The sequence below is a fragment of the Paenibacillus hunanensis genome (assembly GCF_034055775.1).
In the GTDB taxonomy this organism is placed as follows: Bacteria; Bacillota; Bacilli; order Paenibacillales; family Paenibacillaceae; genus Saccharibacillus; species Saccharibacillus hunanensis.
On record NZ_CP139194.1, the window covers coordinates 1,270,666 to 1,290,076 of the forward strand.

Sequence of the window (19,411 nt, forward strand, 5' to 3'; positions counted from 1 at the left end):
ATGCAATCTAACGCAGCCTAATACAATGCTCGTTCGACACATTCAGAATCTAACCAGAGGAGGACATACCCATTAATGAAGATCAAGCGAAGTCTCTCATGTACACAATATAAGAAGCAGCATGTCAATCGTCTCTCACGCTGGCAAACATATAGCACAATCGCTGGCATTTTACTGTTATTACTCATTCTACCTGGCTGCACAGGTGAACATGCATCCGGTCAAGCGAACGATGAGCGACTACACATCACAGCCACAACAGGTATGATCGCCGATGCAGCGAAGCAGATTGGTGGCTCCCACGTTCAGATAACCGGTCTTATGGGGCCTGGTGTCGACCCTCATATGTACAAGGCTTCTCAGGGTGATATTCGCAAGCTGGATGATGCGGATCTGGTGCTATACAACGGTCTACATCTGGAAGGAAGTATGACCAAGATACTGGATAAAATGAGTCGTTCCAGGCATGTCGTTGCTGTCACGGAACGGATCGATCCTGCCCTACTGCGGCAAAGTGATGAATATGCCAATGAGCATGATCCCCACATCTGGTTTGATGTGAGTCTGTGGAGTCAGGCGGTAGAGCGTACGCGCGATGCGATCATCGAGGCAGACTCGGAGCATGAAGCGGTATATCGCAGCAATGCAGAGACATATTTAAAACAGCTGGATGCACTGCATCGCGAGGTGCAACAGCAGATTGCTACGATACCAGCGTCAGGTCGAGTGCTAATCACAGCGCATGATGCATTTGGCTATTATGGAGAGGCGTATGGTCTGGAAGTTCGTGGTCTACAGGGGCTAAGTACCGCTTCGGAATATGGCTCACGCGATGTGGCGGAGCTACGTAATATGCTAGTAGAGCGTCAGATCAAAGCCGTATTCGCTGAAAGTAGCATTCCGGCACGTGCTATGGAAGCTGTGATTGCCGGAGCTGCGGGGCAAGGTCATACGGTTAAGCTTGGCGGTGAACTGTATTCTGATGCACTGGGCGCACCGGACGGCGAGGCAGGCACCTATATCAATATGGTACGGCATAACACGAATACGATTGTCGAAGCGCTTCGTTAACCGGATCTTTTGCTAGATCAGCGAATACGTGGACAGCTACAGGCAATAGGGCACCCAAACGGAATACGACAAGCAGAATGACCAAAGGAGGAATTATTGATGAAATCATTCACTACTACTCATTCCAGCGATCCCATGTCTGCACCACAATCGTTAGACAACGGGAAGCAGCCCCAAAATAAATTACAACAGCATCATAAACTGTCTACGAATATAGAGGATAGCCCTTTACATGTGCAGGACTTAACTGTTACGTACCAGCATCAGCCCGTCGTGCAGCAGGTATCCTTTTCGCTGGCAGAAGGGCGCTTGATCGGCTTACTCGGACCCAACGGAGCAGGGAAATCCACATTGTTGAAAGCTATTCTTGGCTTGATCCCATCGCTTTCTGGACAGGTAAAGGTATTCGGTAAGCCGTATGAGAGCCAGCGTCGTCGCATCGGTTATGTGCCGCAACGTGAGTCGGTCGATTGGGATTTTCCAACCGATGCGCTTGATGTCGTACTGATGGGTACTTACGGACGACTGGGTCTGTTCCGTCGCCCCGGCAAAAACGAACGCCAGACCGCATTGCATTGTTTGGATCAGGTAGGTATGGCCGATTATGCAGGCCGACAGATCAGTCAGCTATCTGGCGGACAGCAGCAGCGTGTATTTCTAGCACGCGCGCTTGCCCAGCAGGCGGATCTGTATTTGATGGATGAGCCGTTCGCTGGCGTGGATGCCCTAACAGAGAAAGCGATCATCACCTTATTAGAACAAATGAAGCAGCAGGGGAAAACAGTGCTCGTCGTGCATCATGATCTATCCACTGTGCAAGCATACTTCGATGATGTGCTGCTGCTCAATCGCCAGCTGATTGCGGCAGGGGCGGTAGAGCAGACATTTACACCTGAGCTGTTACAGCAGACGTATGGTGGCAAAATGGCATTTTTGCAAGGAAATGATCAGCAGGGCATCTTACTGGCTGGAAAATAACGATACCGTGTAGCAATAGCTACATTCATATCACGAAACAGGAGGACTGGCGATGGATGCACTATGGATGATATGGACAGACCCGAATATGCGCTGGATCGTTGCTGGCTGTATGTTGCTTGGTCTGAGTAGTGGGCTGATCGGTAGCTATATGCTGCTGCAAAAGCGCAGCCTGATCGGCGATGCGCTGGCACATGCTGCATTACCGGGAATTTGTATTGCGTTTATGCTCACTGGTGTCAAATCTACGGTTGGTTTTCTGCTCGGCGCGCTAATCGCTGGTTCGATCGCAACCTTCGGTATTCGCTGGATTGCCGCCCATTCGCGTATTAAGCAGGATGCAGCGATGGGCATCGTACTATCGTTATTTTTTGGGATCGGAGTCATGCTGCTAACACGTATTCAGCATAGTGGAGATGGCGGTCAAAGTGGGCTGGATAAGTTCCTGTTCGGTCAGGCGGCATCGATGATGCGTGAGGATGTGTATATGCTTGCAGGTATTAGCAGTCTGCTGCTTCTATTATGCCTGTTGCTGTATAAGCCATTTAAGCTGATTAGCTTCGATCCGGGCTTTGCTCGTGGACTCGGCTGGCCTGTCGCTCGATTGGAGCAATTGATGCTGCTATTGACGGTGCTTGTCGTTGTTGCAGGTATTCAGGCGGTGGGCGTGGTGCTCATGTCCGCGCTACTGATCACCCCGGCGGTGGCGGCGCGTTACTGGACAGATAAGCTATCTGTCATGCTGCTGCTTGCTGGTATATTTGGTGCATGTAGCGGATTCAGTGGCACCTTCTGGAGCAGTATGGTGACTGGACTACCTACCGGGCCAGTGACGGTGTTGTCTGCCACGATCGTGTTCGCTGTCTCCGCATTGCTGGCACCGCAGCGCGGCTGGGTAGGGAAAAGTCTGCGTCAGCGGCGTGCGCGTCAGCAATGGCAGCAGGGAGGTACAGCTCATGAGTAGTGACTTTTGGATTTTACTCACAGCGATCTTAATGTCAGCTAGCTGTGGTTTGTTAGGCTGCTTTTTGATTTTGCGTAAAATGGCATTGATCGGTGATGCGATTAGCCATGCCGTTTTGCCGGGTATCGCAATTGCCTTTTTATTTAGCGGTGGACGTGATTCAGTCGCGATGATGATCGGTGCGACACTGCTGGGCTTGCTGTCTGTATTTCTGATTCAGTGGCTTCGCAGCTCAGGTGTACAATCGGATGCGTCGATCGGGATTATTTTCACAGCCCTGTTTGCGGTTGGCGTGATTATCGTTAGTTTGAATGCACGGAATATCGATCTGGATCTGGACTGTGTATTATTTGGAGAAATTGCTTATGTGCAGTGGGATACATGGACATGGAACGGGACAGATATGGGGCCGCGCTCGGTGTGGATGCTTGGCTTTGCACTGGTAGCGGTAGTGGCATTACTGATGCTATTTTATAAGCAATTTAAGCTTACCGCCTTCGATCCAGCGCTGGCGGCGGCATGTGGCATTCCGGTGATGCTATTTCACTATATGCTGATGGGGCTCGTATCGATGACATCGGTTGCTTCGTTTGAAAGTGTCGGTGCGATTCTAGTTGTAGGGATGCTGATTATTCCAGCAGCGACAGCTTATTTATGGACAGATCGACTGGGCATGATGCTTCTGTATAGTGTTGTCGCAGGAATCGCAAGCTCGGTGCTTGGGTATGGAGCTGCTTATGTATGGAACGCCTCGATTGGTGGTAGCATCGTTACGACAGCAGGTGTACTGTTTGTACTGACATTTCTATTGTCTCCACGGCATGGTCTGTTGCTTCGCAAATGGCGTCAGCGTCGTCTGGCAGCTTAATTTCAGTAAGGGTGTGGTTGGTGTCATGCGGATTGAATGAAAGCCTCAAAACTTCATCTACAGTTTACAAAAACTTTTGAGAGGCTAAAGAATAGTATGCTACACTTATGCTCATATGGATGAATATGCTTAGCGACTCTTTTTTGTATATGTACAAGCTGGAACGGGTTACAGAAGGAAGGAGCCAGGCAAGCTATGCATAAGCCACAGGTAGAGACAAAGCATCGGGCGAGATCGACCCGAATGGATGGAGGAGAAGCACGACAATGACAACTCGTAAATACAAATTACTTGCACTGGATATGGATGGAACACTACTCAATGATGATCATGAAATCTCGCTAGAGACAAGCAAATGGATTCATAAAGCGATGGACGAAGGTATTCATGTCTGCCTGTCGACTGGACGCGCTGCCAGCAGTGCACTGCCTTACGGACAGGAGCTTGGACTGGAAACACCGATGGTGACAGTAAACGGTAGCGAAGTGTGGAAATCTCCCCGTGAGCTGTATCGCCGTACATTGCTTGATCCTGCTGCTGTGCGTCGTATGCACGAGCTGGCTGTCGAAAAGGAAGTCTGGTTCTGGGCATACTCTGTGGAGCGTCTGTACAATCGGGATCAATGGTTGCAGGAGGAGCAGGCATTTGAAGATATCGAATGGCTGAAATTTGGCTATAATACAAAGGATCATGAGCTTCGTCATGATATTCTGATGGAGTTACAGCAGATGGGCGGTCTGGAGGTATCCAACTCCTCACCTGATAATCTGGAGATCAATCCACTCGGCATTAACAAAGCGACAGGTATCGCTGAAGTGTGCAAGCTGCTCGATATTGATATGTCTGAGGTCGTGGCCGTTGGCGATAGCCTGAACGATCTGGCAGTCATTCAAGCGGTAGGTCTGGGCGTGGCGATGGGCAATGCGCAGGATACGGTAAAGCAGGAGGCTGACCTCGTAGTAGCCAGCAACAATGAGGATGGAATCGTCGAAGTGATTCGCGATCATATTCTGGTTTGATCGAAAATGATCGAGAGTGTGCAGTAGATGGGTACGATCGATCCAGGCACCATAGATCACATCGATTGCCGATCGTACTCACCATAAATCGCATTGATTGCTAATAACACTCACCATAGATCAGATCGGCGATCGCCATCGCAGACAGGTTAAATGAAACGAGCCGACATCATCGTTAACGTATCTATATTCGTACAAACCATGTTTTTGAAACGAATGTGTCACCTGAGCAGTATATAGGTATACAAAGATTACATCTTGCTTCTAAGATGAACATTCGTCAGGTGCATTTTGCTGTACCTATACAAGGAGAGACAATTCATGGTGCTTGAAATTGTAGGTTGGACGCTGGTCATTGCCCTGTTTATTATCGGGATGATCGGTACCGTATATCCGGTGCTGCCCTCGGTGGTCGCGATCTATTTTGCCTTTTTCGTATATGGGTGGTTTTTCACGTTTGATCGTTATGATGTATGGTTCTGGATTATTCAGACGCTCATTGTAGTTGTGCTGGTAGTAGCTGATTATCTGGTCGGTGCCTACGGAACGAAGAAATTCGGTGGCTCGCGCTTGGCGATTATTTTATCCGTTGTTGGTCTGATTGTAGGGCCGTGGGTAATCCCCGCATTTGGTCTAATTCTCGGCCCATTGATCGGTGCGGTAGCTGCTGAGCTGATTCAAGGGCGTGATGTGAACAGTGCACTGCGTGTAGGCTGGGGAACGGTGCTAGGCTTGTTCGCCAGTGCAGTTGTTAAAATCATTTTACAGATCGCGATGATCGGGATCTGGATTTTCTGGATTACTTGGATCGGGATTCAATAATAGCTAAGCGAGTCCTTTTCATATGTCGCATTGCGAAGCATACCAATCCATGTCTATAATAGAAATGCTGACGTAACAACACGACCGGAAGGCCAATCAGCCTTCCGGTTTTTTGGCATGATCCGCTGGTCACAGTGGGCTGTACATACGGATTCATCTGGCTGTACCATGCGAAGTTATGATCATCTTCGTTTGATGATCCATGAAGTGTGAGAGAAGGGGAATTATTTTGTCTAAAGGCGAATCATTCATTAAAGGTACGATTATTCTGGCAGCCGCTGCGCTGGTAGCGCGTGTGCTTGGCCTTGTCCAGCGGGTGCCGCTGGAGCATATGCTCGGCTTCTCTGGGGACGCTTCGTTTACACTTGCCAACAACGTTTATCTGATGCTACTGGCGGTAGCGACTGCGGGAATACCGAGCACATTGAGTAAAATGGTGTCCGAGCGCTATGCACTGGGACGTCCACATGAAGCGCAGCGCATTTACTATGCGGCGCTGTTATTTGCCGGTGGAGCAGGGATTGTAATGACATTGCTGATGTATATTGGTGCGCCGTATTATGCAGCACTGGCCAAAGAGCCTACTGCAGCATTGTCACTTCAGGCAATTGCGCCATCCCTGCTACTGTTCCCGGCGATTGCGATGATGCGTGGATATTTCCAGGGACGTAATATGATGTCCGCTGGTGGTATTTCGCAGATTATCGAGCAATTTGCACGTGTATTTACAGCGATTGTGCTCGCTTATGTGCTATTACGTATTGGATATGGCGATACAGAGGTGGCGGCAGGCGCGTCGTTTGGTAGCGTACTTGGTAGTGTAGGGGCATTTCTCGTGATGGTCTATTACACATTGAAGCTGCGCAAGCAGGATGCGGCGAACCGCATGGGGATAGAACGTACAGGCTCTGAAACGATTATCCCGCTTCGTCAAATTTACGGCGATATTTTCAAATTATCGATTCCGATCGTGATCTCGTCTCTGACGATTCCAGCGGTCAATTTTATCGACGGAACGCTTATCAAGCCTTTATTGATCGGCAATGTAGGCGATGCAGCCGCAACAGCCGCACTCGGTATTCTCGGTACGCGCGCACAAAGTATTGCAGGTATTCCGCCAATTCTAGCGATTGCACTCAGTACATCGCTCATTCCGGTCATTTCCGCAGCATATGCACGGAAGGAAGAGGATAATCTGAAACGCCAGATTTCACTCGCACTGCGCATTTCGGTGCTGACAGGTATTCCGATCGTGCTCATGCTCACGACAGCGGCGTATTCGATTAACGGTCTGTTGTTTAGTAACACAGAGGGCGCAGGCATTATCGCATTGCTGACGCTCGGCACGATTTTCCAGATTACGATGATGACGACGAACTCGATGCTGATCGGGATTAATAAAGTCAATCTGTCGATGGTACATGTACTATGTGGGATTGCTGTGAAGCTGCTACTAAGCGTACTGCTGGCGCCACTGCTCGGTATCTACGGTATCATCACTGCAACAGGTCTCTGTTTCCTGCTGATCACGATACTTAATCTGCGTTCACTGCGTCAGGTCGTTGCGTTCTCCGTACTTGGCAATCGCTGGATCGGCTTCCTTGTGACGATTGCGGTGCTGACTGTAGCAGGCTTGTTGTGTAACGAAGCAGGCATCGCGCTGACTGCATGGATGAACCACAGGGTTGCATTTTTCATCGGTTGTTGTATGGTAGGAGTAGCGACACTGGTTATCTATCCAGTCTTGCTCGTTCTGCTGCGTGTAGTACGCTCGGAGGAGCTGTCCTCCTATCCACGTCCACTGCGTAGAGTACTGGCGCCGTTAATGCGACTCCAGCGTGGCTGAATATCTTGATCAAAGGGATCGAATGGTTGGGATGTCTGTCGATATGGATATAGCGTAATACAACAAAAGGCAGATAGAACGTTTGAAATAGGGCATTGGTATTTGTAAAACGAATATCTGTGAATGACCACTGTCCCTTAGCGATTCATTCATATTTCTTATGAGGAGGAAAAGATATGCAAACTATTAATACAAGCGAAAGCTTCCATACAACCATTGCTTCACCTGAGCTGACGATTGCGGTATTCAAAGCCGACTGGTGTGTCGATTGTAAATTTATTGATCCATTCATGCCAGAGGTGGAGCAGCAATACAGCAACCGCCTGCGTCTCGTTGAAGTGGATGTGGACGGTGTCGGCGATGTGAGTCAGGAACAAAATATTCTGGGCATTCCAAGCTTTGTCGCTTATGCGAATGGTAAGGAACTGATCCGTTTCGTAAACAAAGCCCGCAAATCGCGCCAGGAGATTGAACAGTTCCTGGATCGTGCGGTTGAGGTGTATGGGGCGTTGAATGCACAAGCGGCAGAGTAAAGTGTGCAATAACAATACGATGTAGAACAATGAAAAGAATGGTCTCTGAGCAAATCGGAGATCATTCTTTTTTCATTTAGAAGGTAATGGGAAGCCGAACGTCCAGCTCCACTGCGACTACGCTTCTAACGCCAGATATTATGCTGCAAGATTATCTACTTTCTATATTTATCCCTGTGTATCTCGTCTCATTAACTACAATATATACAGGCTGTAATTGGGAACGTTATACAATCGCTACAACGCCTCAAAATGGTTATAAATAGATCAACGATTTGTCACAAACCCGATGGTAGTAATGACGCTAGATTCGCTATAATGAATAGTGACTTCACATGAACGTCACTACTAATTTAATAGCGGGTGATTTTAATTATGGCACGTAAGCCACTGATAACGATTCAGCATTTGAAATGGTTAAGCTATATAACCTGTTTGGCTATGTTTCTCGCAACAATGGGCGGTCTGGTCGTGACCAAGACTGGATCAGGACTGGGCTGTGGGCGCGAATGGCCGCTTTGTCATGGTCAATTCATCCCTGCATATACGATCTCATCCTTGATTGAGTATACGCACCGAATGGTTAGTGGTTTTGCAGGTTTGACAGCACTATTTTCATTCATCGGTTTTATCTTTTTTAACAAAAATAAAGAATTACGTCTTTATGCGGTACTAACTCTAATCTTTGTCGTATTGCAAGCGATTATGGGCGCATTGGCTGTAGTATTTTCTCAGTCCTCAGCAATCATGGCATTGCACTTCGGCTTCTCCATGATCGCTTTCTCCAGCTCCATGCTGATGGCGTTCACAGCACGCAGATTGCATAAATATCAGCGTACACATACCTACGAGAACCAGCCACCTGTTAGCAAAGGCTTCCGTAACCTGACATGGTTCTCAACCATCTTTACGTATATCGTCGTATACACAGGTGCATTCGTAACGCACACCGATTCACGAGGCGGCTGCTCCGGCTTCCCGCTCTGTAACGGTGCCGTTATCCCTGAGCTATCCGGCGGCGTTGGCGTAGCCTTCCTGCACCGCGCAGCAGCACTTGCACTGGTCATCGTGATCGCCATTCTCGGTCACTACGCCTATCGTCACCACCCAAATAACCCGAGTATCCGTAAAATGGGTATCGTTGCTGTCGTATTCATCCTACTGCAATTCGTAAGCGGCGCAGTTAACATCTTCACCATGGACGTGCCAGAAGTCTACTTCTTCGCAACGATGGCACACACTCTGCTCATCCAGTTCCTGTTCGGTATCCTCTGCTACATGAGCCTCCGAACCTGGCAACTAAGCCGCAAATCATACGCCGAATCCAACGTACACCAACAAAAACCCAACAACCCCGGCGTCCCTGTAACTCGTTAATTTAAAAGAGTATAAATGTAAACGAGCCAATATAATAAGCCTTCTCCAAAGCTGTGCTTCGACGTTCTCATGCGCCGAAGTACAGCTTTTTTACAACTCAACATCTCCATACTCAATCTATCCCCATAGACGATTTTACAATCTAGCAACCTAGTAACTTAACAAACTACCTACTTACCCACTCCCCTCTTATAAAGCTGGTTTGTACACCACCCTACCGCTATTGCATGAGCTCTACCCGCACACGCACAGAACGAAGGGAAGGAAATAAGGGGAAAGGACGATTTTGGAGGGGCGGGAATCTACAGTAAATTCCTAATCCGTAGATTCCCGCGGCTCCACTGAGTCCGTCCCCTTATTCCTTCCCGAAGTGGTTGCTGCCAAACAACCACATGCCCCCTCCGTCTACTCCCCCCAGCTTAATCCCAAAATGAACATTTGCAGAAATTAATGAAAAATCCCCATTTTCCACTTTACAAAGATTGTGAAGTTCAATATACTGAGTAAAGATTTTCATTCGATGTTTTCATATTTTCTTATCGAGAGTGGTGGAGGGACTGGCCCGATGAAGCCCGGCAACCGATTTTGAGAATGGCAGCTTGCCTTTTCAAAATGACATGGTGCTAAATCCTACAAAATGACGGCTGTACAGCAATGGAACAGTCTGTGATTTTGGCAGATGAGAAGGCAATATCTTACGGATAGAGAGCCCTTTTCTGCAGAAAATGGGCTCTTTTTGTGTATAAAAAAGAACCGGCTGAAAATAGATTGAACGAAATCGCATGCAGACCGACAACCGGGAGGAGGACCTCAAGCTTGATTCGTCTTGAACATGTAACCAAAGTTTATGGTAAAGGTAAAAATACAACGCCCGCACTGAGCGATCTGGATCTATCCATTGAAAAAGGTGAGATTTTCGGAGTGATCGGACATTCAGGAGCAGGTAAAAGTACACTAATTCGCTGTATTAATCTGCTAGAACGTCCAACATCAGGTCATATCTGGATCGATGGTGTAGATTTGACTAAGCTGGGCAAGGGAGCATTGCAGACGCGCCGCCGCAAGATCGGCATGATCTTTCAGCATTTTAATCTGCTATCATCGGCAACGGTCTACGATAACATTGCTTTCCCACTTCGTCTGGCTAAGACACCAGAAAAGAACATTCGTACTCGGGTTGATGAATTATTGAAGCTCGTTGGACTGGAAGCACATGCACAGAAATATCCAGCCCAGCTGTCTGGTGGACAAAAGCAGCGTGTCGGTATCGCTCGCGCACTATCGAGTGACCCGGATGTACTGCTCTGTGATGAAGCGACATCTGCGCTTGATCCACAGACTACGGATTCCATCTTGAAGCTGCTGCTTGATATTAATCAGCGCTTCAACCTGACGATTGTACTGATCACACACGAGATGAATGTTATTCAAAGCATTTGTGATCGTGTCGCGGTTATTCATCAGGGTGGCATTGTAGAGCAGGGACCTGTCGCTGAGGTGTTTTTGAAGCCGCAGCATCCGATCACACGTGATTTTATCACTCGTGAATCCAGCCATAGTGAGCTGCTAGATGCTGTGCTTGCTGGGCCACACAGTGAATCATCGCTGGCTGTGAAGATTTCCTTCCTCGGCGATAAGACGTATGAATCCATCATGTCACGTACCGTACGTGAGACTGGCGTAGACTTTGCCATCTTGCAGGGAACGATATCCACACTCAAAAGTGTGCCATACGGTCAATTGATCGTACGCTTTGACGGAGCACCAGCTGCCATCCAGCAGACGCTGGACAAGTTGACGGCAAAAGGTCTGAATGTGGAGGTGATGGAATCATGAGTAATTTTGGTGAACTGGATTTTTCCCAGATTGACTGGAATGAATTTGGTACGGCAACGATTGAAACACTACAAATGATCGGTGCCTCTGGATTGTTTACCCTACTGATCGGATTGCCACTCGGTATCATGCTATTTATGACATCGCGCTCGACTTCGCCGGTGCTCAAAGGTGTGTACTCCGTGATCTCAGTCATTGTGAACATCCTGCGCTCGGTGCCCTTCATCATCCTGATCGTAGCCTTGCTGCCGCTGACGGATCTGCTCGTCGGTACAACGATTGGTGTATTAGGAACCATTCCGCCGCTTGTTATTGCCGCTGCGCCGTTCTTTGCACGACTGGTTGAGACTGCATTGCGTGAAGTTGATCGTGGTGTGATCGAGGCGGCGTATGCGATGGGAGCATCCACCGGACAGGTCATTGGTCGCGTACTGCTACGCGAAGCGATGCCGGGTCTGCTGGCAGGCTTGACGGTAACCGTTGTTGCGCTTGTGTCGAATACCGCAATGGCAGGTATGATAGGGGCTGGCGGCTTAGGTACGCTGGCAATTAACTACGGTTATTATCGCTACGATATGGGCGTTATGCTGGTAGCAGTCGTGCTGATGGTCATTATCGTACAGGCGCTGCAAATGCTGGGTGATCGTCTTGTTATTCATTTTTCACGCCGATAATCCAGTTATCGGGTAGGAATAATGTGTTTATGGAATTATTATCATATATAAAATAGAAGCGAAAAGGGGAACTTACAATGAAAAAATGGTTGCTTGCACTCGTTAGCATTATGCTCGTAGCGGTTGTCGCTGCTTGCGGAAACAAAGCGGATAATTCCAATGCTGCTTCTGGTACAGACAGTAATGGAGCGGTAACACTGCGCGTTGGCGCTACAGCTGTACCGCATGCAGAAATCCTGAACCACCTGAAGCCTGAGCTGGCAAAAGAAGGCGTAAACCTGGATGTTGTTGAGTTCACAGACTACATTCAGCCGAACGTACAGCTGAACGACAAAAAGCTGGATGCGAACTACTTCCAAACGAAGCCTTACCTGGATGAGCAAAATAAATCCCGTGGCATGAATCTGGTTATCGTACAGGGCGTACACATCGAGCCATTCGGTGGTTATTCCAAAAAGTACACTTCACTGGATCAGCTGCCTGAAGGCGCAACAATCGCGATTCCAAATGAAGTATCCAACGGCGCACGCGCACTGATTCTGCTCGCTAACAACGGCCTGATCGAGCTGAAAGACAAAACAAATATCACTTCTACAACGAAAGACATCACCTCCAATCCGAAAAACCTGCAATTTAAAGAAATGGATGCAGCGATGCTGACTCGTCAGCTAGATCAAGTAGACATGGCGATGATCAACATGAACTATGTGCTGGAAGCAAAAATCGATCCAAAATCCGCACTGGTTGTAGAAGATAGCAGCGCACCATATGCCAACTACCTGGTAGCTCGCGAAGACAACAAAGATTCCGAAGCGATCCAAAAGCTGGCTAAAGCACTGACTTCCGATGATACCAAAAAATTCATCGAAGAACAGTACAAAGGCGCTGTCATCCCAGCATTCTAAGCTAGATATAATTAATGGCAATATGCATTGTAGCGCTAGCTAGCAGCGTTCAGTTAGTTGAGAAACCAACCCGATGAACCTTTGCAACTAGCTTCGCAAGCTACAATGGCTAAAATCAATAAAGTAGCTCAATAGAAAAAGCATCCTGACCTTTTACAGGCAGGATGCTTTTGTATTATCATCATCAAACTCACACACAAACCTCAGCAAACTGTGCTTTCACTACAGCGGCCAGTTCGTCAGGCGCAAGCTCCATTTGCATGCCAATCTTGCCTGCACTAACCACCATCTGTTCCAGTACCTCCGCACGATGATCGATAAAAGTGGGATAGAGCTTTTTCATCCCTACTGGCGAGCAGCCACCACGAATATAGCCGGTATGCGCAAGCAATTCCTTCACCGGCAACATATCCAGCTTCTTTTCCTGAGCTGCACGCGCCGCCTTTTTCAAATCCAATTCCTCCGCTACCGGAATAACAAATATATGCAGCCCATTTTTACCACGTGTCACCAGCGTTTTATGTACAATCGGAGCAGGCTTTCCAATCTTCTCAGCTACCGCTGTACCATGCACCTGTCCATCCTCAGGATCATATTCATGTACGACATAAGCGATATGCTCTTTATCCAAAATGCGCATCGCATTGGTTTTAGCTGAACTCATACTATAGCTTCCTTTCTGTGCGTATAGACTAAAATATAGATCGCAGCCTATCTATTATCCAGGACAAGAGGCACCCTTTATTTGATTAGAGCTATCCACCCGATATGCAGTAAAACTAACCATTATCCCTCTATTAATTACTTTTCTTAATGTACTTCAAATGTAAAAAAGTTTCAAACAGATTCCAGATCGGGTACATATTTTGGTAGCTAACCTGTTTGAATACAATTAAAATTGAAGCAATAAACTGTACGCTATCCATCTGAAAACAGTCATTTAACACATCCAGCGTAGCATCATATGTAAGATCATTCTTTAATCTAATTAAGGCAATAGGGCGTGTTATTAGCCCAACCATATCTTAACCTCATTCATCTTCACTGCCATTATTTTGACATCAAGGCATCCACATCAGTACACTTGAATAGCGTGGAGCCATATTTATGATAAGGAGGCACATCTTTGGAACGAAAAATAGCCCTCATTACCGGAAGTGCCAAAGGCCTGGGCAAAATGACAGCACTCACACTTGCCAGTCAAGGTCATCATATTGCTTTAAACTATGTGAATAGCAAGCACGAAGCCGCAGAGCTGCAACAGCAAATCGAGGCGATGGGTGTGCAGTGTATCGCTGTACAGGCCAATGTATCACAAGCATCCGAGATCGATCGCCTGATTGATGAGGTAGAGCAGCGTCTTGGGACGGTAGATATTCTTGTAAACAATGCAGGCCCCTTTATACGGGAGCGCCGTTTATTTATCGACTATGAGCGTGAAGAGATTATGGAGATGCTTCAGGGCAATCTGATCGGTACGATGTTACTTGATCATCGTGTACTAGCAGGGATGCGTGAGCGAAAGTGGGGTCGAATCATTCATTTCGGCTTTGGACATGCTGCGGAATCACGAGCATGGCCGCATCGTGCCGTATATGCAGCGGCAAAGGTCGGTCTCGTTTCGTTTACGAAAACGCTTGCGGTCGAGGAAGCTTCCAGTGGCATTACGGTCAATATGATCTGTCCGGGCGATATCCGTGGGGATAATAAGGAGAAGCGGATTGAGGAAGTGCTGGGCATGAGCGACGGAGAGACACCGCGCGGACGTCCGGGTAGCGGCGAAGATATTGCACGCGTAATCGCGTATCTTTGCGAGGAGGATTCAGACTTTATTACCGGTAATATTATGGATATCTCCGGCGGATTAGACCCGATCCGCCCGTATGTAAAATAAATTCTAACCAAAAAGAGGATGCCGCTCCTCCCAGAAGGGAAGCGGACATCCTCTTTATTTTGGCTACTTGCCTATGAATTAACGCATGATAAGGGACAGATTAGAATACCTGTACAACCTCTTCCACACCTTCAACTTCTTCGAAAAGGGCGCGTTCAATACCGGCTTTCAGTGTGATGGTAGAGCTTGGGCAGCTACCGCATGCACCCATCAGCTTCAGCTTAACGATACCATCTTCAACGTCTACCAGTTCCACGTCACCGCCATCGCGTTGCAGGAATGGACGCAGTTTATCCAGCACTTCAAGTACTTCATCGTACATTTGTGTTTGTACACTCTCACTCATATTGTTCAACTCCTTTCGTAAGTATATTATAATATAAAAGTAAACCAATTTCAGCAATTGCGCCACTGATTTTTATACTCATTTCAAATTAATTTTGAAAATGGACATACAGGCGCATGATTGACACCTACTGGAACACCGGAACATATACAGATTGGAGTGTTATCTATGATGAGACCGATCATCGAATTTTGCCAGAGCAATATGCATCATGGCACCGGTCGCATCCTGAAGGAGCTGGAGAGCAATCCCGATTATGATGTGATTGAATATGGCTGTCTGGGCAATTGCGGACAGTGTTATGCGATGCCTTATGCGATGGTAAACGGCGAAATTATCGCTGCTGACGATGTGGACGAGCTGCGCAAGCTCATTCAGGAAAAGATCGACGAAGCTGACGCATGGGCGAATCTGGATCTCGATTGAGTACCATGATCATGATCCCCATTCGCAGGTAAGCGGATGTGCAGGATAAACGATAGCCAGTATGGCATATCACTTACCAGAGCTGTTACTCGGAATAGATGCAGCTTGTAGTATACAAAGCCCAATGCCTTCTGATATGCGCAAACTCAACATAAAAAGCCTTCTGTTGCTGTACGCAAGCATAGCTTGTAGCAGAACAGAAGGCTTTTTTATCATTATAGATCGGCTGTAGGATCGCTCGTATCAGCGCTCCTATGACGGACTATATTGTATACGGTAAAGTCTACTTCCTGTGAAGTCGAAGCAGAAGCGATGATCTGCTCCATGCGATCGTATACCTTATTACATCTATATTGCAATGTACAGTATGCGCATGCGACGGCAGTCTATAGCGCAAGCACTTAGTTTAGTATATCCCCAATATCTCATTCAGCCATTAGCCAAAATGGTGCTTGGACATCCAGAGCACGCCACTTTTCAGCAAGCGCGGTACACGTCCGGTAACGGAGCTTTTGCCTTTCGCGCCAAAGCCAAAGCTGAATCCAGAGCCGAAGCCATCGTGCTTACCGAGCGAGCCGAGTGTACCTTTCAGCTTGAGCGGCTGTACTTTTGGTGTTTCATTTTTCCAGCCAGCTACGACGACATTGGCGATCTGCTCTGCCTGTGCTTGAGCCGCCTGTGCACTTGCTGCGAAAGGAAGGGATGCGCAGTCACCACACACGAATACCTCTGGACGACCCGGGATGCGATACAGCTCATCCAAAATGACGCGACCGGAGTTATCCTGATTCACGTTCAGCTCATCGATCAGCGGTACTGGACGAATCCCTGCGGTCCAGATTGTAATATCAGCGGAGATGCGCTCCTCAGGCCCGTTATATACACAATCTGGCTCTACACGGCTAATGTTAATCTTATTACGCAGCTCTACATTGTGTTCGCGGAACCATGCCTCTACATACTTGGAGAGACGAGCAGGTGAGGAGGAGAGTAGACGCTCACCACGGTCTAGAATGCGTACATTCAGATCCTCACGGCTTTCACGAATCTCGGCAGCAATCTCAATACCGCTCAGTCCGCCGCCTACAACGTTGATCGTGGAGCCTGGTGGCAGGTTATTCACGCGGCGGTAGGTCTCGCGTGTCGCTTCGAATGTCTGAATGGTGCACGTATGCTCCTCTGCACCTGGTACACCGTGGAAGTTATCGGTGCAGCCCAGAGCGATAACGAGCTGATCATATTCCAGTGTACTTTCGTCTGCGAATTCGATCATTTTCTCATCCAGCTTCACGTTCGTCACTTCACCATGACGAATAGTCAGCTTGGAATGCGCTGGATATTTGACGCGCAGCTCTACATCGGAAGATGTACCTGCTGCGAGTGCATAATACTCCGTTTTTAGTCCTTGAAATGGCATACGATCAATGAGGGTGATTTGAGTATCGGCTGGAATTTTTTGATCAAGCAGCTCGTGTAGCAGCGTAATCCCGCCGTAACCTCCGCCCAGAATGACAAAGTTTTTCATAATATCTTCTCCCTTATATGCAGTGTAGGTAACAAGGAATGCCAGAACCATTCCTGAGTAGCAATAACATAGGTGGAAACGATTATATGTGTACAGGCATCATCCGGTACAGAGGAAACTGGCAGAGGACCGGGTGAAGCCGGATCGGCCTGGAGCTTACAACGGCAACAGTATGTACCGCATCAAAAGGCAGGCGGATAAACGGGCTTTACTCAAGGAGAGCGCAGATTCACATGGTCTCATCTATGAAGTAAAGCCCGGTATAGGGCAAAAGCAAAGCAGCACGGGCGCAGGGGAACGGCGGCAGTCGCAAGAACTGTCGCCGGTCTGCTTATTCGTATACTTTGATTTCGTTATAGAAGGTATCCCGTTCAACCGGAATGCGGCCAGCGCCCTTCACGAGCCATACAAGCTCTTTACGGGTCAAGCCTTCCGGTGTGAGTGCTCCCGCAGCGTGACTAATCTTCTCCTTCAGAATCGTGCCATGCACGTCTGAAGCGCCAAAAGTCAGAGCCATCTGAGTCAGCTGGGTACCGATGTTAATGAAGTAAGCTTTGATATGATCAATATTGTCAAGCATCAGGCGACTAATCGCAATCGTCTTGAGGTCTTCGTAAGCCGAGTTACGACGCATAATGCTAGCATTTTTACTTTTCGGCTGCATGGACAGTGGAATGAATACCTGGAAGCCATTCGTTTCATCCTGTAGCTCGCGAATCTGGATCATATGGTTTACACGGTCCTCATACGTTTCAATCGAGCCGTACAGCATAGTCGTATGCGTGCGCATACCCAGCTCATGTGCAGTGCGGTGAACCTCCAGATAGCGGTCAACATTGGCTTTATTTACACGCATTTTTTTGCGGTATTCGTCAGACAGAATTTCTGCACCGCCGCCTGTTAGAGATTGCAAACCTGCTTCACGCAGCTTCATCAGTACCTCTCTAACATTCATTCCGCTAATACGAGTGAAGAAGTCGATCTCTGCGGCTGTGTAGGCCTTGAGCGTTACTTCTGGGAAGGCTTCATTCAATGCTTTGAGTGAATCTACATAGTATTGGAACGGTACATGGTTGTTATGTCCGCCGACGATATGGAACTCGCGTACACCTGGATGAATATGCTGCTTCACGTATTCGACCATTTCCGGGCCGCTTAGCGTGTAAGAACCTTCTTCGCCCTCATCCTTACGGAAGTTACAGAATGCGCAATGTGCTTCACATACATTCGTAAAGTACAGGCTCATATTTTCGATAAAATAAACTTTTTTGCCATTTTTGCGAAGATTCGCTTCATTGGCAAGCTGGCCAATGGTCAAAATATCTTCACTTTCATATAAATAAACGCCGTCTTCAAGTGACAAACGTTCACCGGAACGCACCTTATGAATAATTTCTGCCATACGTGTGTCTGTATGCGGTGTAATAATGGTGGACATGCTAGATTCCTCCTGTTCTCCTTGACGCCTCTATCTTACTTCTGTATGTGGTATTCTTCTGTATGTGGTATTTCAATCGTAGAAGACACTCTTGTCCTGTCTTACACCAATTTGAGCAAATTGAATAATAGAACGGCTATATAGGGCATCGATTGATCTGTGATTCGTTACAGTTTTCGACACAGTTACATAAATTTGAAATAACGTCCATTATCCAATATACAACAATATACATAAGAAGTCATCCATATCAGCAATAAAATGTGAAAAAAGTTACAACGATAAATAAGGCTAAAATAGTAATTGTTTATGACAGAAATTCGACATTTCATGTCATTGTTCACTTACCCATTATAAACCTCTACTGAGACACGGGCAACACAATTGCTTAAAAAATGGGGCATTTTCGGTTCGTTTAGAGCCTTGAGCAGCTTTCATGATAGGAGTATAATGAGAAGGGAAAAGGAGGGAATCGAAATGATTACAATTAGCGAGTCAGCAGCTGAACGAATGAAGGATATTATGGCTGCGCAGGATATTCCCGGTCTGTTTGTCCGCGTCGGTGTGAATGCTGGCGGATGCAGCGGATTTTCATATGCAATGGGCTTTGACAGTGAGGAAACCGATCAGGATGTATATATGACAATTCAAGATATGAAGGTTGTAATGGCCAAGGATGATATGAAATATCTGAATGGCGTTGAGATCGATTATGAGGAATCCGGTCTGTCTGGCGGCTTCACCATCTTCAACCCGAATGCACTCGTAACCTGCGGTTGTGGCGCGTCCTTCCGTACACGTGAGGAAGATGAAGCACTGGCACAGCCTTGTGAGGATTGAGTGTAAGTTTTGATTTTATTAATATTTTGAAAATACACAAGAAAAACCT

General features: G+C 47.4%; 20 protein-coding genes and 1 riboswitch. Of the genes, 16 read left to right on the top strand and 4 right to left on the bottom strand.

Annotated features, from left to right (window positions below; translation table 11 throughout):
• Nucleotides 1-75: 75 nt before the first annotated feature.
• The 12 genes from SK066_RS05030 (at nucleotide 76) to SK066_RS05085 (ending at nucleotide 12,893) form a co-directional block, all read left to right on the top strand.
• Entirely contained in the window at nucleotides 76-1,071 is a 996-nt protein-coding gene (locus SK066_RS05030; protein WP_320543882.1) for a metal ABC transporter solute-binding protein, Zn/Mn family, read from the top strand.
• Nucleotides 1,072-1,170: 99 nt separating this feature from the next.
• A complete protein-coding gene (locus SK066_RS05035) occupies nucleotides 1,171-2,049 on the top strand; it encodes a metal ABC transporter ATP-binding protein (protein WP_407673746.1) in 879 nt (292 codons plus the stop codon).
• 52 nt (nucleotides 2,050-2,101) lie between these two features.
• Nucleotides 2,102-3,013, top strand: a complete 912-nt coding sequence (locus tag SK066_RS05040) for a metal ABC transporter permease (protein ID WP_320543883.1) — start codon at nucleotides 2,102-2,104, stop codon at nucleotides 3,011-3,013.
• Complete coding sequence (locus SK066_RS05045; RefSeq protein WP_320543884.1) at nucleotides 3,006-3,881, top strand: metal ABC transporter permease; 876 nt, start codon at nucleotides 3,006-3,008, stop codon at nucleotides 3,879-3,881. Before SK066_RS05040 ends, SK066_RS05045 begins: the two co-directional genes overlap by 8 nt.
• A 266-nt stretch (nucleotides 3,882-4,147) precedes the next feature.
• Nucleotides 4,148-4,900: a Cof-type HAD-IIB family hydrolase gene (locus SK066_RS05050; RefSeq protein WP_188776939.1), complete on the top strand. Its 753-nt coding sequence runs from the start codon at nucleotides 4,148-4,150 to the stop codon at nucleotides 4,898-4,900.
• 321 nt (nucleotides 4,901-5,221) lie between these two features.
• On the top strand, nucleotides 5,222-5,722 hold the full coding sequence (locus tag SK066_RS05055) for a DUF456 domain-containing protein (RefSeq protein ID WP_320543885.1): 501 nt from the start codon (nucleotides 5,222-5,224) through the stop codon (nucleotides 5,720-5,722).
• Nucleotides 5,723-5,951: 229 nt separating this feature from the next.
• Complete coding sequence (locus SK066_RS05060; protein ID WP_320543886.1) at nucleotides 5,952-7,568, top strand: putative polysaccharide biosynthesis protein; 1,617 nt, start codon at nucleotides 5,952-5,954, stop codon at nucleotides 7,566-7,568.
• Nucleotides 7,569-7,744: 176 nt separating this feature from the next.
• Nucleotides 7,745-8,101, top strand: coding sequence for a thioredoxin family protein (locus SK066_RS05065; protein ID WP_320543887.1), 357 nt, complete (start codon nucleotides 7,745-7,747; stop codon nucleotides 8,099-8,101).
• 375 nt (nucleotides 8,102-8,476) lie between these two features.
• The gene (locus tag SK066_RS05070) at nucleotides 8,477-9,478 is read left to right on the top strand and encodes a COX15/CtaA family protein (RefSeq protein WP_320543888.1); all 1,002 of its coding nucleotides are present in this window, start codon (nucleotides 8,477-8,479) and stop codon (nucleotides 9,476-9,478) included.
• Nucleotides 9,479-10,011: 533 nt separating this feature from the next.
• Nucleotides 10,012-10,164: riboswitch (SAM riboswitch) on the top strand.
• A gap of 130 nt (nucleotides 10,165-10,294) precedes the next feature.
• A complete protein-coding gene (locus tag SK066_RS05075) occupies nucleotides 10,295-11,314 on the top strand; it encodes a methionine ABC transporter ATP-binding protein (protein ID WP_320543889.1) in 1,020 nt (339 codons plus the stop codon).
• Nucleotides 11,311-11,988 (top strand): methionine ABC transporter permease, encoded by a 678-nt coding sequence (locus SK066_RS05080; RefSeq protein WP_188776945.1) that lies wholly within the window; start codon nucleotides 11,311-11,313, stop codon nucleotides 11,986-11,988. The genes SK066_RS05075 and SK066_RS05080 overlap by 4 nt, the downstream gene beginning before the upstream one ends.
• 77 nt (nucleotides 11,989-12,065) lie before the next feature.
• Nucleotides 12,066-12,893: a MetQ/NlpA family ABC transporter substrate-binding protein gene (locus SK066_RS05085; RefSeq protein ID WP_188776946.1), complete on the top strand. Its 828-nt coding sequence runs from the start codon at nucleotides 12,066-12,068 to the stop codon at nucleotides 12,891-12,893.
• Nucleotides 12,894-13,083: 190 nt separating this feature from the next.
• Here SK066_RS05085 and ybaK read toward each other — a convergent pair whose 3' ends face one another.
• Nucleotides 13,084-13,557 carry a Cys-tRNA(Pro) deacylase gene (gene ybaK / locus SK066_RS05090; protein WP_320543890.1) on the bottom strand — a complete coding sequence of 158 codons (474 nt, stop codon included), beginning with the start codon at nucleotides 13,555-13,557 and terminating at the stop codon, nucleotides 13,084-13,086.
• Between the two features lie 462 nt (nucleotides 13,558-14,019).
• Between ybaK and SK066_RS05095 the strand changes: the two genes are divergently transcribed.
• Nucleotides 14,020-14,787, top strand: a complete 768-nt coding sequence (locus SK066_RS05095) for an SDR family oxidoreductase (RefSeq protein WP_188776948.1) — start codon at nucleotides 14,020-14,022, stop codon at nucleotides 14,785-14,787.
• Nucleotides 14,788-14,887: 100 nt separating this feature from the next.
• Here SK066_RS05095 and SK066_RS05100 read toward each other — a convergent pair whose 3' ends face one another.
• Nucleotides 14,888-15,133 (bottom strand): NifU family protein, encoded by a 246-nt coding sequence (locus SK066_RS05100; protein WP_188776949.1) that lies wholly within the window; start codon nucleotides 15,131-15,133, stop codon nucleotides 14,888-14,890.
• Between the two features lie 168 nt (nucleotides 15,134-15,301).
• Here SK066_RS05100 and SK066_RS05105 point away from each other — a divergent pair, with 168 nt between their 5' ends.
• The gene (locus SK066_RS05105) at nucleotides 15,302-15,559 is read left to right on the top strand and encodes a YuzB family protein (RefSeq protein WP_188776950.1); all 258 of its coding nucleotides are present in this window, start codon (nucleotides 15,302-15,304) and stop codon (nucleotides 15,557-15,559) included.
• Nucleotides 15,560-15,995: 436 nt separating this feature from the next.
• Here SK066_RS05105 and SK066_RS05110 read toward each other — a convergent pair whose 3' ends face one another.
• Nucleotides 15,996-17,084 carry an NAD(P)/FAD-dependent oxidoreductase gene (locus SK066_RS05110; RefSeq protein WP_320543891.1) on the bottom strand — a complete coding sequence of 363 codons (1,089 nt, stop codon included), beginning with the start codon at nucleotides 17,082-17,084 and terminating at the stop codon, nucleotides 15,996-15,998.
• 72 nt (nucleotides 17,085-17,156) lie between these two features.
• Between SK066_RS05110 and SK066_RS05115 the strand changes: the two genes are divergently transcribed.
• The gene (locus tag SK066_RS05115; protein ID WP_309807178.1) at nucleotides 17,157-17,285 is read left to right on the top strand and encodes a hypothetical protein; all 129 of its coding nucleotides are present in this window, start codon (nucleotides 17,157-17,159) and stop codon (nucleotides 17,283-17,285) included.
• Between the two features lie 130 nt (nucleotides 17,286-17,415).
• Here SK066_RS05115 and mqnE read toward each other — a convergent pair whose 3' ends face one another.
• Nucleotides 17,416-18,522 carry an aminofutalosine synthase MqnE gene (gene mqnE / locus SK066_RS05120; RefSeq protein ID WP_188776952.1) on the bottom strand — a complete coding sequence of 369 codons (1,107 nt, stop codon included), beginning with the start codon at nucleotides 18,520-18,522 and terminating at the stop codon, nucleotides 17,416-17,418.
• Nucleotides 18,523-18,999: 477 nt separating this feature from the next.
• Here mqnE and SK066_RS05125 point away from each other — a divergent pair, with 477 nt between their 5' ends.
• The gene (locus tag SK066_RS05125) at nucleotides 19,000-19,362 is read left to right on the top strand and encodes a HesB/IscA family protein (protein ID WP_188776953.1); all 363 of its coding nucleotides are present in this window, start codon (nucleotides 19,000-19,002) and stop codon (nucleotides 19,360-19,362) included.
• The last annotated feature ends 49 nt before the right edge of the window (nucleotides 19,363-19,411 follow it).

Excerpts from the sequence above, each read along its gene's own strand:
- SK066_RS05030 (WP_320543882.1), top strand. The coding sequence starts at position 76 with ATGAAGATCAAGCGAAGTCTCTCATGTACACAATATAAGAAGCAGCAT.
- SK066_RS05035 (WP_407673746.1), top strand. The coding sequence starts at position 1,171 with ATGAAATCATTCACTACTACTCATTCCAGCGATCCCATGTCTGCACCA.
- SK066_RS05040 (WP_320543883.1), top strand. The coding sequence starts at position 2,102 with ATGGATGCACTATGGATGATATGGACAGACCCGAATATGCGCTGGATC.
- SK066_RS05045 (WP_320543884.1), top strand. The coding sequence starts at position 3,006 with ATGAGTAGTGACTTTTGGATTTTACTCACAGCGATCTTAATGTCAGCT.
- SK066_RS05050 (WP_188776939.1), top strand. The coding sequence starts at position 4,148 with ATGACAACTCGTAAATACAAATTACTTGCACTGGATATGGATGGAACA.
- SK066_RS05055 (WP_320543885.1), top strand. The coding sequence starts at position 5,222 with ATGGTGCTTGAAATTGTAGGTTGGACGCTGGTCATTGCCCTGTTTATT.
- SK066_RS05065 (WP_320543887.1), top strand. The coding sequence starts at position 7,745 with ATGCAAACTATTAATACAAGCGAAAGCTTCCATACAACCATTGCTTCA.
- SK066_RS05070 (WP_320543888.1), top strand. The coding sequence starts at position 8,477 with ATGGCACGTAAGCCACTGATAACGATTCAGCATTTGAAATGGTTAAGC.
- SK066_RS05080 (WP_188776945.1), top strand. The coding sequence starts at position 11,311 with ATGAGTAATTTTGGTGAACTGGATTTTTCCCAGATTGACTGGAATGAA.
- SK066_RS05085 (WP_188776946.1), top strand. The coding sequence starts at position 12,066 with ATGAAAAAATGGTTGCTTGCACTCGTTAGCATTATGCTCGTAGCGGTT.
- ybaK (WP_320543890.1), bottom strand. The coding sequence starts at position 13,557 with ATGAGTTCAGCTAAAACCAATGCGATGCGCATTTTGGATAAAGAGCAT.
- SK066_RS05100 (WP_188776949.1), bottom strand. The coding sequence starts at position 15,133 with ATGAGTGAGAGTGTACAAACACAAATGTACGATGAAGTACTTGAAGTG.
- SK066_RS05105 (WP_188776950.1), top strand. The coding sequence starts at position 15,302 with ATGATGAGACCGATCATCGAATTTTGCCAGAGCAATATGCATCATGGC.
- SK066_RS05110 (WP_320543891.1), bottom strand. The coding sequence starts at position 17,084 with ATGAAAAACTTTGTCATTCTGGGCGGAGGTTACGGCGGGATTACGCTG.
- mqnE (WP_188776952.1), bottom strand. The coding sequence starts at position 18,522 with ATGTCCACCATTATTACACCGCATACAGACACACGTATGGCAGAAATT.
- SK066_RS05125 (WP_188776953.1), top strand. The coding sequence starts at position 19,000 with ATGATTACAATTAGCGAGTCAGCAGCTGAACGAATGAAGGATATTATG.